Origin of the sequence: Zavarzinia sp. CC-PAN008, assembly GCF_051903925.1 — a bacterium.
GTDB lineage: Bacteria > Pseudomonadota > Alphaproteobacteria > Zavarziniales > Zavarziniaceae.
The window spans coordinates 397,315-421,289 of the sequence record NZ_CP173678.1 but is presented as its reverse complement, the minus strand read 5'-3'; the positions used below and the strand labels follow the sequence as shown (position 1 = coordinate 421,289).

General features: G+C 70.0%; 24 protein-coding genes and 1 tRNA gene. 20 read left to right on the top strand and 5 right to left on the bottom strand.

Going from position 1 to position 23,975, the window contains the following annotated elements; translation table 11 throughout:
* Positions 1-34: 34 nt before the first annotated feature.
* Positions 35-1,381 carry an LLM class flavin-dependent oxidoreductase gene (locus ACI6GS_RS02120; RefSeq protein WP_439816123.1) on the bottom strand — a complete coding sequence of 449 codons (1,347 nt, stop codon included), beginning with the start codon at positions 1,379-1,381 and terminating at the stop codon, positions 35-37.
* A 258-nt stretch (positions 1,382-1,639) separates the two neighbouring features.
* On the opposite strand from ACI6GS_RS02120, the gene rpsT reads away from it, so the two are divergent.
* The 8 genes from rpsT (at position 1,640) to ACI6GS_RS02080 (ending at position 12,115) form a co-directional block, all read left to right on the top strand.
* Positions 1,640-1,918: a 30S ribosomal protein S20 gene (rpsT, locus tag ACI6GS_RS02115; protein WP_439816122.1), complete on the top strand. Its 279-nt coding sequence runs from the start codon at positions 1,640-1,642 to the stop codon at positions 1,916-1,918.
* Positions 1,919-2,347: 429 nt separating this feature from the next.
* The gene (locus tag ACI6GS_RS02110) at positions 2,348-2,761 is read left to right on the top strand and encodes a rhodanese-like domain-containing protein (RefSeq protein WP_439816121.1); all 414 of its coding nucleotides are present in this window, start codon (positions 2,348-2,350) and stop codon (positions 2,759-2,761) included.
* Positions 2,761-4,314, top strand: a complete 1,554-nt coding sequence (gene dnaA, locus ACI6GS_RS02105; protein ID WP_439816120.1) for a chromosomal replication initiator protein DnaA — start codon at positions 2,761-2,763, stop codon at positions 4,312-4,314. Before ACI6GS_RS02110 ends, dnaA begins: the two co-directional genes overlap by 1 nt.
* A gap of 198 nt (positions 4,315-4,512) precedes the next feature.
* Positions 4,513-5,637 carry a DNA polymerase III subunit beta gene (dnaN, locus tag ACI6GS_RS02100; RefSeq protein WP_439816119.1) on the top strand — a complete coding sequence of 375 codons (1,125 nt, stop codon included), beginning with the start codon at positions 4,513-4,515 and terminating at the stop codon, positions 5,635-5,637.
* Between the two features lie 2 nt (positions 5,638-5,639).
* Positions 5,640-6,836: a DNA replication/repair protein RecF gene (recF, locus tag ACI6GS_RS02095; RefSeq protein WP_439816118.1), complete on the top strand. Its 1,197-nt coding sequence runs from the start codon at positions 5,640-5,642 to the stop codon at positions 6,834-6,836.
* Complete coding sequence (gene gyrB / locus ACI6GS_RS02090; RefSeq protein ID WP_439816117.1) at positions 6,829-9,339, top strand: DNA topoisomerase (ATP-hydrolyzing) subunit B; 2,511 nt, start codon at positions 6,829-6,831, stop codon at positions 9,337-9,339. The genes recF and gyrB overlap by 8 nt, the downstream gene beginning before the upstream one ends.
* Positions 9,340-9,446: 107 nt before the next feature.
* Positions 9,447-11,510, top strand: a complete 2,064-nt coding sequence (locus tag ACI6GS_RS02085; protein ID WP_439816116.1) for a transglycosylase domain-containing protein — start codon at positions 9,447-9,449, stop codon at positions 11,508-11,510.
* 35 nt (positions 11,511-11,545) lie between these two features.
* The gene (locus ACI6GS_RS02080) at positions 11,546-12,115 is read left to right on the top strand and encodes a hypothetical protein (protein ID WP_439816115.1); all 570 of its coding nucleotides are present in this window, start codon (positions 11,546-11,548) and stop codon (positions 12,113-12,115) included.
* Positions 12,116-12,120: 5 nt separating this feature from the next.
* Here ACI6GS_RS02080 and arfB read toward each other — a convergent pair whose 3' ends face one another.
* From arfB to ACI6GS_RS02060, 4 genes are all read right to left on the bottom strand, one after another.
* On the bottom strand, positions 12,121-12,540 hold the full coding sequence (gene arfB / locus ACI6GS_RS02075; RefSeq protein WP_439817921.1) for an alternative ribosome rescue aminoacyl-tRNA hydrolase ArfB: 420 nt from the start codon (positions 12,538-12,540) through the stop codon (positions 12,121-12,123).
* A gap of 70 nt (positions 12,541-12,610) precedes the next feature.
* Positions 12,611-13,813 (bottom strand): CmlA/FloR family chloramphenicol efflux MFS transporter, encoded by a 1,203-nt coding sequence (cml, locus tag ACI6GS_RS02070; protein WP_439816114.1) that lies wholly within the window; start codon positions 13,811-13,813, stop codon positions 12,611-12,613.
* Positions 13,814-13,974: 161 nt separating this feature from the next.
* The gene (locus ACI6GS_RS02065) at positions 13,975-14,784 is read right to left on the bottom strand and encodes a phytanoyl-CoA dioxygenase family protein (protein ID WP_439816113.1); all 810 of its coding nucleotides are present in this window, start codon (positions 14,782-14,784) and stop codon (positions 13,975-13,977) included.
* Positions 14,784-15,548 carry an NTP transferase domain-containing protein gene (locus ACI6GS_RS02060; protein ID WP_439816112.1) on the bottom strand — a complete coding sequence of 255 codons (765 nt, stop codon included), beginning with the start codon at positions 15,546-15,548 and terminating at the stop codon, positions 14,784-14,786. Before ACI6GS_RS02060 ends, ACI6GS_RS02065 begins: the two co-directional genes overlap by 1 nt.
* A 229-nt stretch (positions 15,549-15,777) precedes the next feature.
* On the opposite strand from ACI6GS_RS02060, the gene ACI6GS_RS02055 reads away from it, so the two are divergent.
* The 12 genes from ACI6GS_RS02055 (at position 15,778) to ACI6GS_RS02000 (ending at position 23,918) form a co-directional block, all read left to right on the top strand.
* Positions 15,778-16,368, top strand: coding sequence for a CDP-alcohol phosphatidyltransferase family protein (locus ACI6GS_RS02055; protein ID WP_439816111.1), 591 nt, complete (start codon positions 15,778-15,780; stop codon positions 16,366-16,368).
* A gap of 102 nt (positions 16,369-16,470) precedes the next feature.
* Complete coding sequence (gene murA / locus ACI6GS_RS02050) at positions 16,471-17,745, top strand: UDP-N-acetylglucosamine 1-carboxyvinyltransferase (protein ID WP_439816110.1); 1,275 nt, start codon at positions 16,471-16,473, stop codon at positions 17,743-17,745.
* A gap of 10 nt (positions 17,746-17,755) precedes the next feature.
* The gene (locus ACI6GS_RS02045) at positions 17,756-18,235 is read left to right on the top strand and encodes a DUF2948 family protein (protein ID WP_439816109.1); all 480 of its coding nucleotides are present in this window, start codon (positions 17,756-17,758) and stop codon (positions 18,233-18,235) included.
* 5 nt (positions 18,236-18,240) lie between these two features.
* Entirely contained in the window at positions 18,241-18,906 is a 666-nt protein-coding gene (gene hisG / locus ACI6GS_RS02040; protein ID WP_439817920.1) for an ATP phosphoribosyltransferase, read from the top strand.
* Positions 18,890-20,179 carry a histidinol dehydrogenase gene (hisD, locus tag ACI6GS_RS02035; protein WP_439816108.1) on the top strand — a complete coding sequence of 430 codons (1,290 nt, stop codon included), beginning with the start codon at positions 18,890-18,892 and terminating at the stop codon, positions 20,177-20,179. Before hisG ends, hisD begins: the two co-directional genes overlap by 17 nt.
* A gap of 151 nt (positions 20,180-20,330) precedes the next feature.
* Positions 20,331-20,801, top strand: a complete 471-nt coding sequence (locus ACI6GS_RS02030; RefSeq protein ID WP_439816107.1) for a UPF0262 family protein — start codon at positions 20,331-20,333, stop codon at positions 20,799-20,801.
* Between the two features lie 14 nt (positions 20,802-20,815).
* Positions 20,816-21,286 (top strand): low molecular weight phosphatase family protein, encoded by a 471-nt coding sequence (locus tag ACI6GS_RS02025; protein WP_439816106.1) that lies wholly within the window; start codon positions 20,816-20,818, stop codon positions 21,284-21,286.
* A gap of 106 nt (positions 21,287-21,392) precedes the next feature.
* Positions 21,393-21,611, top strand: a complete 219-nt coding sequence (infA, locus tag ACI6GS_RS02020; protein WP_439816105.1) for a translation initiation factor IF-1 — start codon at positions 21,393-21,395, stop codon at positions 21,609-21,611.
* Positions 21,612-21,733: 122 nt separating this feature from the next.
* Positions 21,734-22,360 (top strand): Maf family protein, encoded by a 627-nt coding sequence (locus ACI6GS_RS02015; RefSeq protein ID WP_439816104.1) that lies wholly within the window; start codon positions 21,734-21,736, stop codon positions 22,358-22,360.
* A gap of 42 nt (positions 22,361-22,402) precedes the next feature.
* Entirely contained in the window at positions 22,403-23,539 is a 1,137-nt protein-coding gene (locus tag ACI6GS_RS02010; protein WP_439816103.1) for a ribonuclease E/G, read from the top strand.
* Positions 23,539-23,736, top strand: a complete 198-nt coding sequence (locus ACI6GS_RS02005; protein ID WP_439816102.1) for a DNA gyrase inhibitor YacG — start codon at positions 23,539-23,541, stop codon at positions 23,734-23,736. The genes ACI6GS_RS02010 and ACI6GS_RS02005 overlap by 1 nt, the downstream gene beginning before the upstream one ends.
* A gap of 106 nt (positions 23,737-23,842) precedes the next feature.
* A tRNA-Phe gene (locus ACI6GS_RS02000) sits at positions 23,843-23,918 on the top strand.
* The last annotated feature ends 57 nt before the right edge of the window (positions 23,919-23,975 follow it).

Sequence of the window (23,975 nt, the reverse complement as noted above, 5' to 3'; positions counted from 1 at the left end):
AGACCCGGGTTCCGATTTTTTCGCGGGGGCGTGCCTATTGCGCCGCAGCCGCGGCCGCCTTGAAGAAGCGGTTTTCCGGCCGGGGCAGGCCCAGCGTGTCGCGCAGGGTGCGACCGGGATAGCGCGTGCGGAAGATGCCGCGGCGCTGCAGCTCGGGCACGACGTGGTCGACGAAGTCGTCAAGGCCCGCCGGCAGGAAGGGGAACATGATGTTGAACCCGTCCGAACCCTCCTCCTCCAGCCATTGCTGCATCTCGTCGGCGATGCTCTGCGCCGTGCCCACGAAGGCCAGGCCCGCATAGCCGCCCAGCCGCTGGGCCAGCTGGCGCACGGTCAGGCCCTCGCGCCGGGCCAGGGCGACCACGCGTTCCTGGGCGCTGCGCGACTGGTTGGTCGGCGGCAGGTCCGGCAGCGGCCCGTCGGGATCGGCCCCGCTGACATCGTGCCCGACCATGATCGACAGCGAGGCGATGGCATTGGCGTAGTGCACCTTGCTGTCGACCAGGGCGCGCTTGGCCTTGGCATCCTGCAGGCTGTCACCCACCACGACGAAGGCCGCGGGCAGGATCTTCAGGTGATCCGGATTGCGCCCCAGCCGGCGCATCCGCCCCTTCACGTCGGCATAGAAGCTCTTGCCCTCGGCCAGCGTCGAGGAGGCGCCGAAGATCATCTCCGCCGTCTCGGCCGCCAGCTGCCGCCCGGGCTCCGACGCGCCGGCCTGGACGATGACGGGCCAGCCCTGGACCGGCCGCGCGATGTTGAGCGGACCCCGGACCGAGAGGTAGGCCCCCTTGTGGTCAAGGACGTGCATCTTCGCCGGATCCATGAAGATGCCGCTCTCCACGTCGCGGATGAAGGCGTCGTCGGCGAAGCTGTCCCACAGGCCTGTCACCACGTCCACGAACTCGCGCGCGCGGGCATAGCGCTCGTCATGGGGCATGTGGTCGTCCATGCCGAAGTTCAGCGCGGCATCGGGGTTCGACGTGGTGACCACGTTCCAGGCGGCGCGCCCGCCGCTGATATGGTCCAGCGACGCGAAGCGCCGCGCGATCAGGTAAGGCGGCTCGAACGTCGTCGATGCCGTGGCGATCAGGCCCAGATGCCGCGTCACCATGGCAAGCGCTGGCAGCAGGGTCAGCGGATCGAACGACGTGACCGTGTGGCTGCGCTTCAGCGCCTCCACCGGCATGTTCAGCACCGCCAGATGGTCGGCCATGAAGAAGGCGTCGAAACAGCCCCGCTCCAGTGTCTGGGCGAAGCGGACCATGTGGGACAGGTTGAAGTTGGCGTCCGGGAAGGCGCCGGGATAGCGCCAGGCGCCGGTATGGATGCTGGCGGGCCGCATGAAGGCGCCCAGGTGCAGTTGACGGTCCGCTGCCATGTCCAGTCTCCCCTGGCGCCGGTGGCCCACCCGGATGCCCGTGGCAGCCCGGCATGCCGCAATCTCGACCAAAGAGTTCGAGATGGCGGGCGCCAGTACAAGGGGGAGAAGGCCCGGCAGGATGGGCGGGTGCGGCCGGGGCAGGACAGCCTTGTCGCAAAGACGTGCCGGAATCACCGACCTTCCTTGACCCGGCGGCACACGCGGTGCTAGGTACCGCCCTTCGAAATTCTGTCTAGACCTGGATCCGATCGAGTCATGGCCAATACCGAATCCGCCAAGAAGCGGGTCCGCAGCAACGAACGGCGTACCGCAGTCAACCGTGCACGCGTCAGTCGTATCCGGACCTTCATCAAGAAGGTTGAGGCGGCGCTCGCCACCGGCGATGCCGGCGCGGCACGGGAGGCGCTTCGCGCGGCGGAGCCGGAGATCATGCGCGGCGTCACCCGCGGCGTGCTCCATCAGAACACGGCTTCGCGCAAGGTGTCGCGCCTGGCCAAGCGCGTGAAGGCCCTGGCGGTTCCGCCCAGCGCCTGAGCATCGGCACGTCGAAGGGGCCGCGCGGGGAAGCCTGCGCGGCCCCTTCTCGTTTGCGGCGGGCGCATGCGGCACCCGTCCCGCAAGGCGCGCCGGCCGGTCCCGTTTTGCATCGCGCGGCGTCGCGGCCTTTGCGAATGTTGCTATGTTGTGACGTTCCCCCTTCGGACCGGTTGATCGCGGAGACAGGTTTGTTATCCTGCCTTCCAGCCGCAGCCCATGGCTCCCGTGGCGCTGCCGCCTAAAGTCAAATCAATCAACAGTCTAAATCGGCCTTGCTTCATTGGTATTAATGCCAATGTCGCTTTGATTACTTTTATAATTCTGTAACCAAGGTGTGATGAGTCAGATTCAGACTTCCCGTTGATTGGAAGACCGCTTAAAAATCTGGCCTTGCTCGGTCGGATGCAGGACCTGGGGGTTGATGGCATGTATGCAGGCGATATCAGCGTCAAGGATGCCTGGGGCCTGCTGAGCGACGATTCCCGTGCCGTCCTGGTCGACGTCCGCACCGATGCCGAATGGGCCTATGTGGGCCTGCCGGACCTCTCCGCCCTGGGCAAGCCGGTCGTGCGCCTGTCCTGGCAGGTCTTTCCCAGCATGGCCGTCGATCCGCAGTTCACCCAGCGCCTGCACGAGATGGGCATGCCGCACGACGCCCCCATCCTGTTCCTGTGCCGGTCGGGCGTGCGCTCCCGCGCGGCGGCGATTGCCGCAACCCAGGCTGGTTTCACGCGGGCGCACAATGTCGCGGGCGGGTTCGAGGGCGACCTCGACGGCGCGCGCCAGCGTGGCCATGTATCCGGGTGGAAGGCGGCAGGCCTGCCCTGGATCCAGTCTTGATGGCTGGACAGCGCGCCTTGGAACGCCAGATGACCGACCTGTCCGACGCCGTGGACGCCGATACCGCGGAGCGCATCGCGCAGTTCTGGGTCGAGGTGCGCGGCCGCCTCAAGACCGAACTGGGCGACAGCGTCTTCAACTCCTGGATCCGCCCGCTTGGCCTGGGCGGCCTGCGGGGCAGCTGCATCCTGCTGCGCGCGCCCTCGCGCTTCATGCGCGACCATATCAGCTCGCACTACCATGACCGCCTGCTGGCCCATTGGCGTCATTCCAGCCGCGCGATCAGCGCCCTGGAACTGGAAGTGGGGCCCGCCACGCCGCCCCCGCCGCAGCCGGCAAGCCCCGGCGGCGTGACGGTCCAGGCGCCGGTGTCGTCGCGCACCGCGCAGGAGCCGGTTGTTCCGCCCGTGCTGCAGGCGCCGCAGCGCTCGCCCCGCCGGGATCCCGCGATCGACGACCAGGCGGAGCCGCACCTGCTGCACGCGGCCGCCGAGCCGCGCGAGGAGGGGGCCTGCGCCGAGCGCGACCTGCACGCGCCGCTCGACAACCGCTTCACCTTCGACAATTTCGTGCAGGGCAAGTCGAACGAACTGGCCCTCGCTGCCGCCCGTCGCGTGGCGGAGGGGCAGGAGGTCAAGTTCAACCCGCTCTACCTCTATGGGGGCGTGGGCCTGGGCAAGACACACCTGATGCATGCCATCGCCTGGCACATCCGGACGCACCATCCCAGCCGGCGGGTGATCTACATCACCGCCGAGAAGTTCATGTACCAGTTCATCCGCGCCCTGCGGCACAAGGACACCATGTCGTTCAAGCAGCAGTTCCGCGAGACGGACGTGCTGATGGTCGACGACGTCCAGTTCCTGGCCGACAAGGACGCGACCCAGGAAGAGTTCTTCCACACGTTCAACGCCCTGGTCGACCACCAGCGGCAGGTCGTGATCTCGGCCGATCGCAGCCCGTCCGATCTCAAGGGGATCGAGGACCGCATCCGCTCGCGCCTGGGCTGGGGCCTGGTCGCCGACATCCACCAGACCGACTACGAGCTTCGCCTGGCGGTGCTCGAGACCAAGCTGGCCGCCCAGTCCCGCGCGATCGCGCCCGAGATCACGGAATTCCTGGCCCGGCGGATCAGCTCCAATATCCGCGACCTGGAGGGAGCGCTGACCCGCGTGCTGGCCCACGCCGACCTGGTCGGCCGGCAGATCACGCTGGACATGGTGCGCGACGTGCTGGCCGACCTGTTGCGCGCGAATGCGCCCAAGCAGGTGACGATCGAGGAGATCCAGCGCCGGGTGGCGGAGTTCTACTCCATCCGCATGATGGACATGACCTCGTCCCGCCGGGCCCGGGTCGTCGCCCGGCCGCGCCAGGTCGCCATGTACCTGTCCAAGCAGCTGACCAGCCGGTCGCTGCCGGAGATCGGGCGCAAGTTCGGTAATCGCGACCATACGACGGTCATGCACGCGTGCACCCGCATCCAGGAACTGAGCGAGACGGACACCGCCTTCGGCGCCGATGTCGAGATGCTCCGCCGCAGCCTGGAAAGCTGAGCGACGGCGAGGGGGGCCTGGCCCTGGCATCGCGCGATTGCTGTCGCATGCGGGCCGGTTCTGCTAGTGTATCCGGCCGGGGGACGACAAATCACGCCACGCCTCCGGTGCGTCGGGCGGCACCTGCATGCCCCGATGCCAGGCACCGGCATTCCGCCCCCGGAGCGAGGGCGCGGGACGAGGGCAAGAGCGCAAGGCATGAGACTGACGATTGAACGCGGCGCACTTCTCCGGACGCTCAGCCATGTCCATTCGGTGGTCGAGCGGCGCAATACGATCCCCATCCTGTCCAACGTCCTGATCGAGGCGAGCGCCGGCAAGCTGAGCCTGACCGCGACCGACCTCGACCTGTCCATCGTCGAGGACGTAGGGGCAGAGGTGCGCACGCCGGGCGCCACCACGGCCCCCGCCCATACCCTGTTCGACATCGTGCGCAAGCTGCCCGACGGGGCCGAGGTCGAACTGACCTACAAGGCGGACGAGGGCGGCGGCCGCCTGGTGCTGAGCGCCGGTCGCTCGCGCTTCGCGCTGACCTGCCTCCCGCGGGAAGATTTTCCGGTAATGACCGACGGGGCCCTGCCGCACCGTTTCGCCATTGCCGCAGGCAGCCTGCGCGACCTGATCGACAAGACGCGCTTCGCCATCTCGACCGAGGAGACGCGCTACTACCTCAACGGCATCTATCTCCACGCGATGGAGGTCGATGGCATGCAGGTGCTGCGCGGGGTTGCGACCGATGGCCATCGCCTGGCCCGCATCCAGCTGCCGCTGCCGGAGGGGGCGTCCGGCATTCCGGGCGTGATCGTGCCGCGCAAGGCGGTGCAGGAGGTGCGCAAGCTGCTGGACGAGTGCCAGGGCGACGTCGTCGTGACCCTGTCGGAGACCAAGATCCGCTTCACGCTGGATGGCGTCACGCTGACCTCGAAGCTGATCGACGGCACCTTCCCCGAATATTCCCGCGTCATCCCCACCGCCAACGACAAGGTGCTGGAGGTCGACGCCAAGGCCTTTGCCCAGGCCGTCGACCGCGTGTCCTCGATCACGTCGGAGAAGACGCGGGCGGTGAAGCTGGCGCTGGACACCGACCGCGTGCTGCTGACCGTGACCAGCCCAGACCAGGGCTCCGCTTCCGAGGAACTGGCTGCGACCTATCGCGCCGACCCGCTGGAAATCGGCTTCAACGCGCGCTATCTCCTCGACATTACTGCGCAGATCGACAGCGAGACGGCGCGCTTTGTCCTGGCCGATCCGGTCGCTCCCACCCTGGTGCGGGATTCCGAGGACGAGACGGCGCTCTACGTTCTGATGCCGATGCGCGTCTGATCATGGGTCTTGTGCTGGAGCGGTTGACGGCGGGCGAGGGGATCGACGATGCGCCGCCGGGCCGGTTGCGTCGCCTGACGCTGACCGAATTCCGCAACCACGCCCGCACCGACCTGGAGCTCGACGGCCGTCCTGTGGTGCTGACCGGGCCCAATGGCGCCGGCAAGACCAATGTGCTCGAGGCGATTTCCCTGCTCAGTCCCGGGCGGGGCCTGCGCGCCATCCGCGCGGGCGAGGCGTCGCGCGATGGCGGCGGGCCCTGGGCCGTTGCCGCCACGGTCGACACGGAAGCGGGGCCGGTGGCGGTCGGCACCGGGATCGGACGGGACGAACGGGGCGACAAGCGCCTGGTCCGCATCGATGGGGCGGCCGGCACGATGCGCGCCCTGGCCGAGCATCTGCGCATTGCCTGGCTGACACCGCAGATGGACCGCCTGTTCGTGGACGGTGCCTCCGATCGGCGGCGCTTCCTGGACCGGCTGGTGTTCGGCCATGACCCGGCCCATGCCCGGCGCGTCTCCGCCTATGAGAAGGCCGTGCGCGAGCGCCAGGCCGTCCTGCGCGAGGGCCGGCGCGATCCTGCCTGGCTCGACGCCATCGAGCGGCAGATCGCGGGGCATGGCATCGCCGTGGCGCTGGCGCGGGTTGCCGGCATTGCCCGGCTGAACGGCACGATGGCGGCGGCGACGGGCCCGTTTCCCCAGGCTGTCCTGAGCCTTGCGGGCGAGCCTGAGGGCATGCTGGCGGCCGGCGGCGACGCGCTGGAGGCGGAGCGGCGGCTGCTCGCGGCCCTGGCCGCGAACCGGGTGCGCGACGGCGAGAGCGGCACGACGTCCGCCGGTCCGCATCGCAGTGACCTGGTCGCCGTGCATGGCGGCACCGGGCGCGCGGCCCCGCAATGCTCGACCGGCGAGCAGAAGGCGCTGCTGATCGCGATCATCCTGGCCGACGCCCGCGCAGCCCGCGCGGCGTCCGGCCGACACTCTGGAGACGGCGGGCGCCCCGCGCCCGTCCTGTTGTTGGACGAGGTTGTGGCTCACCTGGATTCCCTGCGCCGGACGGCGCTGTTCGATGCCCTGACGGCCCTTGGCCTGCAGGCGTTCCTGACCGGCACGGATGCGGCCCTGTTCGCCGGGCTCGATGCGCAGCACTTTCAGGTCCAGGGCGGCCTTGTGCGGGTGGAGGCGGCCCATGGCTGACGTGCCCGAGATGCCGGAGGATCCCCAGGCGCCCGAGACACCCGAAAGCGCCAGCGCCCGGCAGGCCGAGCAGTCGCGCCATGCGGGCGAGGGCGCCGAGTCCTATGGCGCCGATGCGATCAAGGTGCTCAAGGGCCTGGACGCGGTGCGCAAGCGGCCGGGCATGTACATCGGCGACGTCCATGACGGCTCCGGCCTGCACCACATGGTGTACGAGGTCGTGGACAACGCGATCGACGAGGCGCTGGCCGGCTATTGCGATCGCATCCTGGTCCGCCTGAACGCCGATGGCTCGGTCACCGTACGCGACAATGGCCGCGGCATCCCGACCGACATCATGGCCAGCGAGGGCGCGTCCGCGGCCGAGGTCATCATGACCCAGCTCCACGCCGGCGGTAAGTTCGACGAGAACACCTACAAGGTGTCGGGCGGCCTGCATGGCGTCGGCGTGTCGGTGGTCAACGCGCTGTCGTCGGAGCTGCAATTGCGCATCTGGCGCGGTGGGCGCGAGCATCACGTCGTCTTCCGCCATGGCGAGGCGGTCGCCCCCCTCGCCGTCGTCAACGAGAATGCCGGGCCGCAGACCGGCTCCGAGATCACCTTCAATCCCTCGGCCCAGACGTTCAGCCAGACCGAATTCTCGTTCGAGACGCTGGAGCACCGGCTGCGCGAACTGGCCTTCCTGAATTCCGGCGTCCGCATCGTGCTGGAGGACCAGCGCGGGATCGAGCCGCGCCTGGTCGACCTGTTCTATGAGGGTGGGGTCAAGGCGTTCGTCCAATACCTGGACAAGGCGCGCACTCCCCTCGTCAAGGAGCCGATCTACATCGACGCGAGCCGCGACAACATCACAGTCCAGTGCGCCCTGTGGTGGAACGACGCCTATTCGGAATCGGTCTACTGCTTCACCAACAACATTCCGCAGCGCGACGGCGGCACCCACCTGGCCGGATTTCGCGCGGCCCTGACCCGGACCGTGAACGCCTATGCCAACGAAAGCGGCATCGCCAAGCGCGAGAAGGTGACGCTGGCGGGCGATGATGCGCGCGAAGGCCTGACTGCCGTCCTGTCGGTGAAGGTGCCGCAGCCCAGCTTCTCCAGCCAGACCAAGGACAAGCTCGTCTCGTCCGAGGTGCGGCCGGTGGTCGAGGCGCTGGTCGGCGACAAGCTGGCCCAGTGGTTCGAGGAACACCCGGCCGAGGCCAAGGCCATCGTGGGCAAGGTGTGCGAGGCCGCCGCCGCGCGCGAGGCCGCGCGCAAGGCGCGCGAGATGACCCGGCGCAAGAGTCCGCTCGACGTCTCGAACCTGCCGGGCAAGCTCGCCGACTGCCAGGAGCGCGATCCCGCCTTGTGCGAGTTGCTGATCGTCGAGGGCGACAGCGCCGGCGGCACCGCCAAGGGCGGCCGCGACCGCAAGTTCCAGGCGGTCCTGCCGATCAAGGGCAAGATCCTGAACGTGGAGCGCGCCCGCGTGGACAAGATGCTGTCCAATGCCGAGGTGGGAACGCTGATCACGGCGCTGGGCACGGGCATCGGCCGCGATGGCGGATTCGACATCGGCAAGGCGCGGTACCACAAGATCGTCATCATGACCGATGCCGACGTGGACGGCGCGCATATCCGCACGCTGCTTCTGACGTTCTTCTATCGCCAGATGCCCGAGCTGATCGATGCGGGCTACATCTATATCGCCCAGGCTCCCCTGTTCAAGCTGACGAGGGGCAAGCAGGAACTCTACCTGAAGGACCAGCGGGCGCTTGAGGACTACCTGATCGAATCTGGCGTCAATGATGCGACCCTGGTCCTGGGCGACGGCGCGCAACGCTCCGGCGCCGACCTGCGGCAGATCGTGGAGCGCGCGCGCCAGATCGACCACCTGCTGGCCAATGCGTCCAAGCGCTATCCGCAGGCCCTGATCGAGCAGGCGGCGATCATCGGCGCCCTCGATCCCGCGCTGCTGGGCGATGTCGAGGCATTGGCGGCGAAGGGCGAATTGCTGGCGACCCGCTTCAATGCCCAGGCGCCTGAGAGCGAGCGCGGCTGGCGCAGCGAGGCCCGGCCCGGCAATGGCTATGCGCTGATGCGCGAAGTGCGTGGCGTGACCGAGCGCCTGACCCTGGACGCGGCCCTGATGCGCAGTGGCGAAGCCCGCCGCCTGATGGACATGCGGGCGGAACTGGCCGACGTCTATGACCAGTCGGCGGTCCTGGAACGGCGCGACCTGCGCACGGCCATCGCCTCGCCCAAGGCCCTGCTGGAGGCCGTGCTGGAGGCGGGACGCAAGGGCATCACCCTGACCCGCTACAAGGGCCTGGGCGAGATGAATGCCGAGCAGTTGTGGCAGACCACGCTCGACCCCTCGGCGCGCACCCTGCTCCAGGTCCGGGTCGAGCATGCCGACACCGCCGACGAGATGTTTTCCAAGCTGATGGGCGACGTCGTCGAGCCACGCCGCGAGTTCATCCAGGACAACGCCCTCAACGTCGCCAACCTCGACGTCTGACGGCCAGGTGGCCCCGCGGCGGACGTGATGCGTAGGACCCGGGCCTTGTCCTCCGGCAGCACCTTCTCCCCTCGCGGGGGGAGGGGGTGTGATCTTCGAGGCTCGGTGTGGCCCGCCCGGTAGGCAGTTCAGGCAAGGGCAGTCGCCCGGCGCGGCCACTGATCGCGGGAGAGCGGGTCACGCCGAGCGGGCGACCCGCGCGCCCTCGGCCGCTGCCGCCCAAGGGTGGGCGCAAGCCGCCATCCGGAGCGCCGAAGCGGAAGGGGCGCGGCATCCTCTACTGGCTGGCGGTCGGCTTTGTCTGGTGCGTGATCCTGGTCGGCGGGGTCGTCACCTACTACGCCTGGGACCTGCCGGGAATCTCTCGCCTGGGCGCCATCCAGCGCAACCCGACGGTGAAGCTGGTCGCGGCCGACGGTTCCACCTTCGCGACCGTCGGCGACCTCTATGGCGAGGCGCTGGGCCTGCGCGACCTGCCGCCGGTCATGGCCCAGGCCGTGCTGGCGACCGAGGACCGGCGCTTCTTCAATCATTTCGGCTTCGACGTGCTGGGCCTGGCCCGGGCGATCGTCACCAATGTCAGCCGGGGCGCCCTGGTCCAGGGCGGCAGCACGATCACGCAGCAGCTGGCCAAGAACGTCTTCCTGACGCCGGAGCGCTCGCTCTCGCGCAAGATCCAGGAGGCGATCCTGGCGATCTGGCTGGAACGCAAGTTCAGCAAGGAGCAGATCCTTGAACTGTACCTGAACCGCGTCTATCTGGGCGCCGGGGCCTACGGCGTCGACGCCGCGTCCTGGCGCTATTTTGGCCACTCCGCCCGCCAGGTGACATTGCCGGAGGCGGCGATGCTGGCCGGCCTGTTGAAGGCTCCCAGCCGGCTGGCGCCGACCAACGACCTGGACGCGGCGCGGGCGCGCGCTGCCGTCGTCCTGGACGGCATGGTCGATGCCGGCTTCATCACCGTCGCCGACGCCGACTCGGCCAAGCGCAATCCGGCCACCCTGGCGCGCCGGCCGACCAGCCAGGAGGCGCGCTACTTCGCCGACTATGTCCTGGATCAGGTGCCCGAGCATGTCGGCGCCGATGCCGGGGACTTGGTCGTGCTGACCACCCTGGACCCCCGCCTTCAGCGCGAGGCGGAGACCGCGCTGCGCGCCGGCCTTGACCAGCAGGGGCAGGAGGCCGGGGCAACGCAGGGCGCCGTCGTCGCCATGGCGACCGATGGCGCCGTGCGCGCGCTGGTGGGCGGGCGCTCCTATGCCGACAGCCCCTTCAACCGCGCGACCAATGCGCGGCGGCAGCCGGGCTCTACCTTCAAGCTGATGGTCTACGCCGCGGCGCTTGAAGCAGGCTACACCCCGTCGACCAGCGTGCGGGACGAGGCGCTGAAGATCGGCGACTGGAGCCCGGAGAACTTCGAGCCCGGTCCCGACCGCCGGATGACCCTGGCCCAGGCCGTGGCGCGGAGCGTCAACCGCGTCGCGGTGCGGGTCGCGCTGGACATCGGCATCGCCAACGTTGTCGCGATGGCGCGCCGTCTGGGCATCACCACCGACATTCCCGAGAACGCCTCGATTGCGCTCGGTACCGCGGAGGCGACCGTGCTGGAGATGGCAGCCGCCTATGCCGTGCCGGCCAATGGCGGCACCGGCATTTGGCCCTATGCGATCGTGGAGATCCGCAACGTGGCCGGCACCACCCTCTACCGGCGGGAGGGCGGGGGCCCTGGGCGGGTCTTGTCGCTCCAGGTGGCGGGGCAGCTCAACCAGATGCTGGCCGGCGTCGTGCGCGACGGCACCGGCCGCGCGGCCCGCCTGGACCGCCCCGCGGCCGGCAAGACCGGGACCAGCCAGGGTTTCCGCGATGCCTGGTTCGTCGGCTATACCAGTCGCCTGGTGACCGCCGTCTGGCTGGGCAATGACGACAACACGCCCATGAACCGCGTGACGGGCGGCACCCTGCCGGCGCGGATCTGGCGCAGCTTCATGGTGGAGGCGACGGCCGCCGATCCGGTGGAACCGCTGCCCGCGGCGCCGGCACCCCCGGCGCCGGTCCCCGCCGCCCAGCCTGCGGCCCGGCCGGCAGGATCACCGGGGTCCGTCCCCGGCTTGCTCGCGCCGCCCGAGCCGGCGATGCCCACCAACATTCCCGCTGCCCGGCAGGGACGCTGAACCATGGGGCACACAGGACGGGCAAAGGTTGCGGAATGACGACGACGATCGGGCAACCGCCTCCGGCCCTGACGGACCTGTCCTGTCCCCGCTGCGCCGCGACCGGGTTCCGGGTCGAGGGCGCACACTGGCTGTGCGACTATTGCGGCTGTCGTTTCGGCGTCATCGGCGGCGCCGATCCGCAGGCGCTGCGGCAGGACCTGGCCGAGGCCGAGCTCGAGCGGCCCGCCCTTGAGGCAGCACTGCGCCGGGCCGGGATTGCCCTGCGCCGTCAGTCGCGCCGCATCGGCCTGCGCGGCACGCTGATCGTCCTGGTCCAGACGGCGGCCGCGTCCGTCGTGCTCGCCTTCATCATCGCGATCAATACCGTGACCGAGCCGGGCGGTACCGAGCCATTGGGCATGGGTGTGGCGCTGACCATGCTGGGGCTGCTGCCCCTTGTCCTGTTCCTGGCGCTGAAGCAGGTCCGTCTGTGGCGCAACGGCCCGCTGGACGATCAGGCCCTGGAGCAGCGCCTGCTCCAGGCCCGGGCCGACCTTGCCCGCCTGGACGGGCGCATCGCCACGTGCCGCCGGCACCTGACGGAGCTTGGCATCCGGGGCTGAGCCCGTCAGTCCTCGCGCGGGCGGCCGCGCGCCTTCTTGACCGCGGACCGGGCGCCCTTGGCCTCCAGCCGGCGGACCTTGCTGGCCAGGGTGGGGCGCGTCTTGCGCCGCGGCACCGGCGGGGGCACGGCCTGGCGGATCAACGCCAGCAGGCGCTCCCGCGCGGCCTGGCGGTTGCGTTCCTGGGTGCGGTGCTCGCGCGCGGTGATGACCATCACGCCGTCCTGGGTCAGGCGGCGCCCGGCCAGGTCGATCAGGCGCAGCCGCACCGGATCGGGCAGCGATGGGGAGCGCGCCACGTCGAAGCGCAACTGCACCGCCGTCGCCAGCTTGTTGACATTCTGCCCGCCGGGGCCGGAGGCCTGGATGAAGCTCTCCTCCAGCTCCGCCTCGTCGATCGCCAGGTGCGGCGTTATGGGAATCAGGGCCATGGCACGGGCGGTCCGGGATACGACTGCGACGCCCTGTAGCACGGCCCGGCCTGGCCGCCCCACCCTAATCCCGCGACCCGTCCAGGCGTGACAGGGCCAGCAGCGTCAGCACCGGCATGACGGATGCGAACCCGGCCAGCGGCCATGCCGTGCCCCCATCCAGCAGCAGCACGGCCCCGCTGCCGGCGATGCCCACGATCACGCTCTGCGCGCAGAAGTGCAGGGCGACCGCCGCCCCGGCCACATGGCCGAACGCCTGCAGCGCACCGTTCGCCGTGACCGACGTTGCCAGGACGATGCCCACGGCCATCACCCACATCGGCAGGACGAAGGCGGCGGCGCTTCCCGGCGCCCAGGCGTGCAGGCCGGCGAGCAGGGCGGAGCCCAGCACGAGCAGGCCCATGCCGCGCCGCACGCTGCCTGCGGTACCCCAGGCGGCGATCCGCGTCCGCGCCAGCCGTGCGACGACGATCATCACCACGGCCACGCTGGCGAACGCCAGACTGAACGTCATCCGCTCCAGGCCGGCCTTGTCCATCAGGACGCGCGGGGCGCTCGACAGGAAGACGAAGAACGTGCCCATGGCCGTGCCGAAGGCCAGGGTATAGGCCCAGAACGCGCCGCTGCGCAGGATGGCGGCAAAGCCGGTGCGGGGAGGCGGGCCGCCGGCACGGGTTTCCGGCCACGCCGCCAGGGCGATCAGCCCCTGGACCAGGGCCAGGACCCCGAGCAGGACGAAGATCGTCCGCCACCCGGCCGCATCGGCAATGGCCGCTCCCGCCACGGGCCCCAGGGCGGGGACGAAGGCCAGGACGCCGTTGAGCAGGCCATAGATCGCGGCACTTTCGGCACGTCCGGCATAGGCATCGCGCACCGTCGCGAATACGGCGACCAGCATGGCCGCCGCCCCCACCGCCTGGAGCGTGCGGAGGACCAGGAACGGTCCCGCCTCCCCCGTCATGGCCAGGGCAAAGGACGCCACGGCGAACAGGGAAGCCCCGCCCAGCAGCACGGGCCGCCGCCCGATGCGGTCGGACAGCGGCCCGAAGACCACCTGCCCCACGCCCAGCATCAGGATGTAGAGCGTCAGCGTGAACTGCACGACGCCGGGTGTCGTGCCCAGGATGGCCGGCATCTCCGGCACGACGGGCAGATAGATGTCCATGCCCAGCGAGGCAAGGACGTCGAACGGGGCCATCAGGAAAAGGGCCGGCACCAGGCCGAGGGACCACGTCCCGGCGGGACGTGGGCGCAAGGGATCGAGCATGGGATAAGGGTTCCGCTGGAAAGGCATGATCCAGCGGCGGCCAAAGCCCGCTTCGGATGGGACCGGTCGGTCCGCTCCGGCTAGTGAGGTTCGGACCGCCGCAACGACGAGAGACGTGTCGTTGCGGCGCAATCGTCTGCCAGCGCGCTATCCATCGATGATCAGACCCGGAAGACGTAGGACTTGCTGCCGTCGCGCTCGATGTCGGGCGGGAAGGCGGCGCGCTTGTCGGCGAAATACTGCGCCCGATGGTCGCCGTCGGACGCGCGGTTATAGGTCAGGTACAGGATGCGCCGGGGCTTGTCGGTCTGGTTCGCCTTGGACGCATGCGGCACGTAGGAATCGAAGAAGATGACGTCGCCGGCCTGCGTCTCCACCGGCTGGAGGGGGAACGCATCGTCGTCGATGGGCTTCCACTCCTCGCCCACCATGCCGTTGCGGTGCTGGCCGGCAATCAGTTCCAGGCAGCCATTGGCGAGCGTCGACGGGTCGATCGTCACCATCGCGGTGACGAACAGCGGGGCATAGGTCGACCAGCCGGCCTGCTGGTCCTGATGGGCCTTGAACCCGTCGCTGCCCGGCAGCTTGAAGTTGATCTTGTCCTTGAACAGCACGGCCGGCCCGCCCATCAGCGCGCTGATCCAGCGGGTGAGCGCCGCATGCCGGACCAGGTGGTCGAAGCCCGGATGGAAAGGGCAGAAATTCTCGATCCGCTGGACGATGCGGTGCCCCGGGCGGCTGCGGTCGTCCTCGTAGTAGACCATGTGACGGCCGGGTACTTCGGGCGCTGCGAACAGCGCGTCGGTCCAGCGCTCGATCTCGGCACTGCCGGTGGCATCGAAGAAGCCGCGCACGACCAGGAAGCCGTCGCGCTCCCATGCCGCGATGTCTTCGGCCGTGGGGCCGGCGGCGATGCGGTCGGCGCCAACGGGCAGGCCGCTTGGCGCGGGCGCGGCGAAATCGTCGGGCATCAGGCGACCAGTCGCGGCAGCAGGGCGTGTGCCTTGGCCACGTCCTCGGGGAAGTCGATTTCGACCCAGGGCAGGCCGGTTATGTCCTCGAAGCCGATGCGGCCCGGCGCGCTGGCCAGCAGCAGGTCGCGGATCGGCTCCTCGTACTCCATGTGGCGGCGGCCATTGGCGACATAGTCGGCGACCCGCTCGGCCAGGTCGGCCGCCACATCTGCCGTGAAGCGGAAGAACCCCACCGACTCGCCATGCCAGTCGCCGGGGAAGTCCGGCTTCTTGCGGAAGTCGACGATCCGGTCCGCCCCCTCGATGCACAGCTTCACCGGCTCCTCCCCCGGCTCGATGTCGCGGTCCAGCAGCAGCGAGTTGGGATTGCCGCTGTTGAACAGGCGGCCCAGCAGGCGCGCGTCATAGAGCACGTCGGCATCCATCAGGATGATCGGGGCGCCCGACGTCATGATGTCGTGCGCCGCCGACAGCGAGACCACGCTGCCTTCGCGAAAGTGCGGGTTCAGGCGGGTGCCGGTGCGGGGGCCCTGCGCCGCCGCCAGCGCCGCATGGATCTGCTCCGCCTCGAACCCGACGACGACGTGCACGTCCTCGACACCGGCGGCATGCAGCATGTCCAGGTGCCGCGCCAGCAGGCTGCGCCCGCCAAAGTCCAGCAGCGCCTTGGGCCGGGGGCCTGCATCATCGTCGCCCAGCCGGCGACCGACGCCGGCGGCAAGGATGATGGCGCGGGGCGCCCGCGAGGGGGATACGGTCATGTCGGTGCAACGAAACGGCAAAGGTGTTGCAAAGGTTTGACGGTTTGCATGCGCCCGGTCAATCGTGCCCGGTGGCGCAGCTGGTCCTGCGCAGGGCAGCCCTGTGGCAATCGCCCTGTGCGGGCGGCGCGCGCTTCGCTATCCAACCCCGCCGGCCCGTCCTGGCCGGTCAAGCTTGAGGTGTCGGCGCGTGCTTGGCGGATCCTGGACCCACCTCTTGGCGCGGGCGATGGTGCGACCCCTGGTCGGTACCGGGGTGACGCCCAACCATTTGACCACCTTGCGCCTGGCCAGCGGGCTCGCCGCGTGCGGCTTCCTGGCGCTGGGCACCGACACGGGCGCCTGGTGGGGCGGTGGGCTTTGGCTGGCCAGTGCCTTCCTGGATCGGGCCGACGGCGAACTGGCCCGCATCGGCAACATGATGAGCCCCGGGGGCCACCTCTACGACTACTACGTCGACCAGGCGGTGAACGTCCTGTTCTTCATCGCGATCGGCTTCGGCCTTCAGGAGTCGTGGCTCGGCGCGTGGTCGGTGCCCCTGGGTTTTGTTGCCGGCATCTCACTGCTGGTCTGCAACTGGTGGTCGGAGCTGCTGGAGCGGGCCAGTGGGCCCAACGTCCGCGCCTATTCGGGCAAGTGGGGCTTCGATCCCGACGATGCGCTCTACCTCATGGGGCCGCTGGCCTGGCTGCATTGGCTGAGCCCGATCCTGGTCGGGGCGGCCATCGCCACCCCGATCATCATGACGATCACCGGCATCCGCCTGCAGCGGATCCGCGCGGCGCGCGCATCTGCCACGCCCGGTCCGGCGGGGCCGTGAAGCCGGCCAATTCTTGATCGGATAGCCCGGAACGCTTAGAAAACGGCCAAGCCGACGGCCGCGCTTGCCTTGCGAGCGGACCGGTCCGGGGCGGGAGTATCCATGGCGCTTCAGAAGATCGTGATCCGCGGCGGCCGGCCGCTCAGCGGGCGCATCCCCATCGAGGGGGCCAAGAACGCGGCGCTGCCGCTGCTGGCCGCCGCCCTGCTCACGGACCAGACGCTGGTCCTGACCGGATTGCCGCGCTTGGCCGACATCGCCTCGATGACCGCCCTGCTGGAACAGCACGGCGTCCAGGTCGCGCAGAACGGCGACGGCGGCAAGACGCTGCACCTCTCGACGCCCGAAATCGCCTCGACCACCGCCCCCTATGACCTGGTGCGCAAGATGCGCGCCTCCGTCCTGGTGCTGGGTCCGCTCGTCGCGCGGTGCGGCACGGCGCGCGTCTCCATGCCGGGCGGCTGTGCCATCGGCACGCGGCCGATCGACCTGCATCTGAAGGGGCTGGAGGCGATGGGGGCCGAGATCCACCTGGAGGACGGCTATGTCGTCGCCAGCGCGCCCAAGGGGTTGAAGGGCGGCCTGGTCCGGTTCCCCTTCGTCTCGGTGGGGGCGACCGAGAACATCCTGATGGCGGCCTGCCTGGCGCGGGGCGAGACGATCCTGGAGAACGCCGCGCGCGAGCCCGAGATCACCGACCTGGCCCATTGCCTGATCGCCATGGGAGCCGAGATCGAGGGTGTCGGCACCGAGCGCCTGGTGGTGCGTGGCAGGACGCTGCTGCACGGCGCCACGCACAAGGTCGTGGCCGACCGGATCGAAGCCGGGACCTATGCCATGGCCGTGGCGGCGACGGGCGGCCGTGTCGAACTGGTCGGTGCCAAGACGGACCTGCTGGGCGTCGTGATCGACACCCTGGCCCGCGCCGGGGTCGAGATCGAGCCGACGGCCGAGGGCATGATGGTGACGCGCGGTCCGCAGCGGCTGACCGGGGTCGACGTCATGACGCAGCCCTTCCCGGGTTTCCCGACCGACATGCAGGCCCAGATGATGGTGCTGATGGCGACCGCCGAGGGGGCCGCGATGATCACCGAGACGATCTTCGAGAACCGTTTCATGCACGTGCCCGAACTGGCCCGCATGGGGGCCGACATCACGGTGCATGGTGCCTCCGCGCTGGTCCGCGGGGTGAAGCGCCTGTCGGGTGCGCCGGTCATGGCGACCGACCTGCGCGCCTCGGTCAGCCTGGTCCTGGCGGGCCTGGCGGCCGAGGGGGAGACGACGGTGAACCGCGTCTATCACCTGGACCGTGGCTATGAGCGGCTGGAGGAGAAGCTGGCGGCCTGTGGCGCGCGGATCGAGCGCGTCTCTGGATGATGGCCCCGCGATGAGCACGCCGCGCCGCATCTACCTGGCCGCCGAGGACCGGGAGGACCTGGACGTTCTGGGCGCCATGCTGCAGGACGCCGTCGTTCGCGTGGGCGACATGACCTGGTCCGCGCGGGCCCGGCGTTTCGCCCTGGTCGCCAACCGCTTCCGCTGGGAGGGGGCAGCCGACAGCCGGCGCCGCACGGGCGAGCGCGTGCGCTGTGGCCTTCAGGTCGATGGCGTGCGGGCCGTCGCCTATCAGGGCTTCACGCTGCGCGCGGCGGACCAGATCCTGGCGCTGCTGACCCTGAACTGGCAGCCCGACGATGCAGGCGGAACGCTCACCCTGGTCTTTGCCGGCGGGGCCGCGATCCGGCTGCAGGCCGAGGCGATCGCCGTCGAACTTCGCGACCTGTCGGACCCGTGGCCGGCCCGGTCGCGCCCGAACCATGAGGGAGCCCAGCGCCTGGCGTCCCCGCAGAAGGACGATGCGCCGTGACGCCGTTGCCCAATGACCGCCTTGTCCTTGCCCTGCCCAAGGGGCGCATCCTGGACGAGCTGCGGCCCTATCTCGACCGTGTCGGGCTGAAGCCGGAGGCGGCGTTCGACGATCCCAAGTCGCGCGCGCTGCGCTTCGCGACCGAGGACCCGCGCGTCGAGATCATTCGTGTGCGCAGCTTCGACGTCGCGACCTTCGTGGCCTTTGGCGCCGCCCATATCGGCGTCGCGGGCAACGACGTCCTGATGGAGTTCGACTATTCCGAGCTCTACTCCCCGCTCGACCTCAAGATCGGCCATTGCCGCCTGGCAGTGGCGGAGCCGGCCGAGCTGGCGGGCAAGGACGACCCCAAGAAGTGGAGCCATGTCCGCGTCGCGACCAAGTATCCGCACCTGACCCGGCGCCATTTCGCGGAGCATGGGGTGCAGGCGGAGTGCATCAAGCTCAATGGGGCCATGGAACTGGCACCGCAATTGGGCCTGGCCCAGGTCATCGTCGACCTGGTGTCGACCGGCGTGACGCTGAAAGCCAACGGCCTGGTGGAGGTGGACACCATCGCCGAGATCTCCTCGCGCCTCATCGTCAACCGTCCGGCGTTCAAGACCCGCTCGGACGAAGTGGGCGATATCCTCAACCGCTTCCGGGAGGTGGTCGATGCCAAGGCGGCTTGACGCGAGCGCCCCGGGCTTCGCCGCCGATTTCGACGCCCTGGTGGCAGAGGTCCGCGAGCCGGAGCACGATGTCGACAGCGTGGTGCGCGCCATCCTGGCGGACGTGAAGGCGCGCGGCGACGCGGCGGTCCTGGAGTACACGGCCCGCTTCGACCGCCTCAGCCTGGACGCCGCGGGCCTTGCCATCACCCAGGCCGAGCTGGATGACGCCTGGGCGCGCAGCGCCGGCCCGGCGCGCGATGCGCTGGAAGTGGCGGCGGCGCGCATCAGCGCTTTTCATGCCCGCCAATTGCCGCGCGACGACGCCTATGTAGACGAGCAGGGCGTGGCCCTGGGCCTGCGCTGGACGGCGCTCGACTCCGTGGGCCTCTATGTCCCCGGCGGCACCGCCTCCTACCCGTCGTCCGTCCTGATGAACGCGATGCCGGCCAAGGTGGCGGGCGTGGCCCGCATCGCCATGGTCGTGCCGACACCGGACGGCGCCATCAACCCCCTGGTCCTGGCAGCGGCCAGGCTTGCCGGCGTGACCGAAGTCTATCGCGTGGGTGGCGCCCAGGCGGTCGCGGCCCTGGCCCATGGCACGGCGACGATCCGTGCCGTCGACAAGATTGTCGGCCCCGGCAATGCCTATGTCGCCAGCGCCAAGAAGCAGGTCTATGGCCTGGTCGGCATCGACTCGATCGCCGGCCCGTCCGAGATCCTGGTCGTGGCCGACGGCGCCAACGATCCCGCCTGGATCGCGGTCGACCTGCTCAGCCAGGCAGAGCACGACACCTCGGCCCAGTCGATCCTCATCACCGACGACCGCACCTTTGCCGACCGCGTGGCGCAGGCCGTAGAGGCGCAGCTGGCCGACCTGCCGCGCGACGGCATCGCGCGGGCGAGCTGGGACGCCTTCGGCGCCATCATCACGGTGGACCACCTGGATGCAACGCCCGCCCTGGTCGACCGCCTGGCCCCGGAACACCTGGAACTGGCGGTGGCGGACCCGCAAGGATTGGCCGCGAAGATCCGCCATGCCGGGGCCATCTTCCTGGGGCGCCACACGCCGGAAGCGATCGGCGACTATGTGGCCGGGCCCAACCACGTCCTGCCCACTGCCCGCACGGCGCGCTTCTCCTCCGGCCTCTCGGTCTACGACTTCCTGAAGCGCACGACGACGGTCGCCTGCGACCCCGCCTCCCTCGCCGCCATCGGCCCCGCCGCCGTGGCCCTGGCAGAGGCCGAAGGGCTGGACGCCCACGCCCGCTCGGTCAGCATCCGTTTGGGCTGAAGCCGGGCCGTCGCCTTCACCGGGCGCCGCTCGATGTTGATGGTCATGGGACTGCCAGGGTAAAGAGTGCGGCTGCACTTCCTTTTGGGGAACGCCAGCGTGGACGACGAAGATTCAGCGGGCAGGCGCCCCTCCGGCGGGACCCGTGCGGATGGCTGAGCGCAGGCTGATCGCGGTGACGCTGGACGAAGGCTCGGTCCCCCGGCGCAGTGCCGACCTGGAGCACGAGCGCCGGGTCGCGATCTATGACCTGATCGAGCAGAACGAGTTCAGCCCGCGGGGCGACCATGGCGGGCCCTATCACCTGCATCTGGCGATCACCGAGGGACGCCTGGTGTTCGACATCCGCGACCAGGACGATACCCCGCTGGGTAAGGTGATCCTGGCCCTGTCGCCGCTGCGCGCGGTGATCAAGGACTACATGGCGGTGTGCAGCGTCTATTACGAGGCGATCAAGAACGCCTCCCCCGCCCGGATCGAGTCGATCGACATGGGTCGGCGCGGCCTTCACAACCAGGGATCGGAACTGCTGGTCGAGCGGCTGAAGGGCAAGATCGATATCGATCGCGATACCGCGCGGCGCCTGTTCACGCTGATCTGCGTCCTTCTCACCCGCGACTGAGGGCGACGGGCAGCATGGCGGACCCCCACCAGGCGGGACCGTCCCTGGCCATGCCGGGTGCGGTGCTGTTCTGCTGCACGAACAACACCATCCGCTCGCCCATGGCGTGCGGGCTGCTCAAGCATTTCTATGGCCACCGGATCTGGGTCGACTCGGTCGGCGTGCGCGCGGGCGAAGTCGACGGCTTTGCCATCGGCGCAATGGACGAACTCGGCATCGACCTGCACAAGCACAAGCCTAAGAGCTTTGACGAGTTGGAGGACACCTCCTACGACCTCATCATCAGCCTGTCGCCGGAGGCGCACCACAAGGCGCTGGAACTGACGCGGACCATGGCCTGCGACGTCGAGTACTGGCCGACCCTCGATCCCTCGGTGGTCGAGGGCAGCCGGGACACCCGCCTTGATGCCTATCGCGACGTACGCGACGCGCTGATGCGACGCATCAAGCAGCGCTTCGGTCAGGGACCCGCGCCCAGCGTCTGACGGCGTCCAGGCCGCCGATTCGTGCAGGACGGCCATGACATGCTTGCTTTCGCAGGCAGAGATTCCCATCTTGTCGCGAAATTTTGCCGATCAGCTTGGAGAGTGCATGGCGAAGGAAGAACTGCTGGAGTTCCCGGGTACGGTCGAGGAACTGCTGCCCAATGCGATGTTTCGCGTGAAGCTCGATAATGATCACGAGGTGCTGGCCCACACCGCCGGCAAGATGCGCAAGCATCGCATCCGCGTCCTGGCCGGGGACAAGGTCCTGGTCGAGATGACGCCCTATGACCTGACCAAGGGCCGGATCACGTTCCGCTTCAAGTAGGCCGCCGGCCGCTCCACGCAACCGGGGAAAGGGTCTGCCCCGGGGCAGGCGGCGGACAGCCACCCCGTGCGGGGCCGCCGGAAGCGCATGTGCCCATGACCATCAGCCTGTGACGTCGAGCCATGGCCCAATCCCCCGATCTGCCTGTCGCCCCCGGCGATGGGCCGAACCCGCTGCCGCGCCTGATCCTGGCTTCGGCCAGCCCGCGGCGCCTCGACCTCCTCGCGCAGCTTGGCGTCGTTCCGGCGCTGGTCCTTGCCACCGACATTGACGAGACACCGCAGCCGCGGGAACAGCCCGCCGCCCACGCGCTGCGCCTCGCCCACGGCAAGGCGGCGGCCGCCTCAGCGCTGCACCCCAGTGCCCTGGTCCTGGCCGCCGATACCGTGGTCGCGCTCGGCGCGCGCATCCTGCCCAAGGCGGAGGACCGGGCGACGGCGGCCGCCTGCCTGCGCCAGCTGTCCGGCCGACGGCACCGCGTCGTCACCGCCCTTGTCCTGGCGGAAGCGGGCGGTGACAGCCGGCGCGCCCGCAGCGTGACCAGCACCGTCGCCTTCAAGCGCCTGGACGCGGCGGAGATCGAGACCTACCTCGACTCGGGGGAATGGCAGGGCAAGGCCGGCGGCTATGCGATCCAGGGCCGGGCCGCGGGCTTCATCCGCTTTCTCCAGGGCTCCTATTCCGGGGTCGTTGGCCTGCCCCTGTTCGAGACGGCGCAGCTTTTGCGGGCAGCACGCCTGCTGCCCTGATCGGGCCTTGTCCCGGCACGGCGGGACGCGGAGGATCGAGCGATGGTCACTGGCGACGAGCTGCTGATCGACCGGACCGGCGCGCCCGGCGGACGCGGCCTGGTCCGCGCGGCCCTGCGCCGCGGGGGCCGGCTGGTCGCCCTGCGCCTTGATCCCGATCCGCCTCCCGCGGTTCAGGTCGGCAGCCTGTGGCTGGGCCGCGTGCGGCAGCCGGCGGGGCCGCAGGGCCTCTTCGTTGACCTGGGGCAGGGCCCCTGGGGCCTGCTGCGCACCGGGCGCCAGCGCCTGGTGGAGGGGGATGCCGTGGCGGTACGCGTGGCGGCGATCGGTATCGCGGCAAAGGGCCCGCGCCTTGCCGCCGACCTGGCGCTGCCGGGGCGGCTGCTCGTCCTGCACCCGGGCCGCCCTCCATTGGGGGACGACCTGCCAGCCAGCGCCCATGGGGCATTCACCCGTCGCAGCGCGGCCCTTGGCCTGACCGCACCCGACCTGGCGGAGGAGGCGGCGCGCCTGGACCGCCTGTGGGCGCAGGTGGCGGGCGCCCGCGCGGCCGCGCGGGCGCCCGCCCAGCTCTGGCGCGCGCCGGCGCCCGTGGCGTCCGCCCTGCGCGACCTGGCACCGCCACGCGGCCGTGTCGCGGTCGAAGGTGCCGCCCTGTTCGCCGCGGCCCGCCGCTACGCCCAGGCCGAGGCGCCGGACCTGCTCGGCCGGCTGGAGCGCCATGGCGGCACCGCCCTGTTCGACGCGGCCGGCGTCGGCGACGAGCTCGACGCGCTGGTCGGCACGCGCATCGACCTGCCCGGGGGCGCTTGGCTCGCGGTGGAGGAAACCCACGCCCTGGTGGCGGTCGACGTCAATGCGGGCCCGCGCAAGGGCGCGCGCACGGTCAATGTCGACGCCGCGGCCGAAATCGCGCGCCAGATCGCGCTGCGCGGCCTGGGCGGCCTTGTCGTGATCGACTTCCTCAGGACGGGTGACGCCGCCGAGCGCAAGGCCATCGCCGCGGACCTCGCCGCGGCCTGCGCGGCCTGGGAACTCGACGTGCAGGCCCATGGCTTCACCCGGGGCGGCCTGTTCGAACTGTCCTGCGTCCGCACCGGCCCCTCCCTGCGCGAGCGGCTGGCCGCCCTCGCGCAGGAGGCAGCTCCGGCCGTACCCTCCCATGAAGAGGATCCCTGATGGCCAAGTCCCCGACTGCCACCTGCGCCATCTGCGGCAAGCCGCAGGTGGCCCGCTATCGCCCCTTCTGTTCGGCACGCTGCGCCGATGTCGACCTGCATCGCTGGCTCGGCGGCGGCTATGGCATCCCGGCGGCCGATCCTGAGCTTGAGGACGAACCAGGGCCCCCTCTCAGCGGGCCCCGTCGCGACAATTAGGGCCGGCCGCATCATTTGCCGACAGCCCGCGCTGGACAGGCCGGCCGCGCTGGTCTAGAACGGCGCCCTGCCGCTGACGGCCCGCTCCCGCGGACCTCCGCCCGATGCCCGGGTAGCTCAGTTGGTAGAGCAGCGGATTGAAAATCCGCGTGTCGCTGGTTCGATTCCGGCCCCGGGCACCACTTTCCCCCTTCTTGACTTCATGCGTGTGGTGCCGGCCCTGGCTTGGGGGCCGGCGG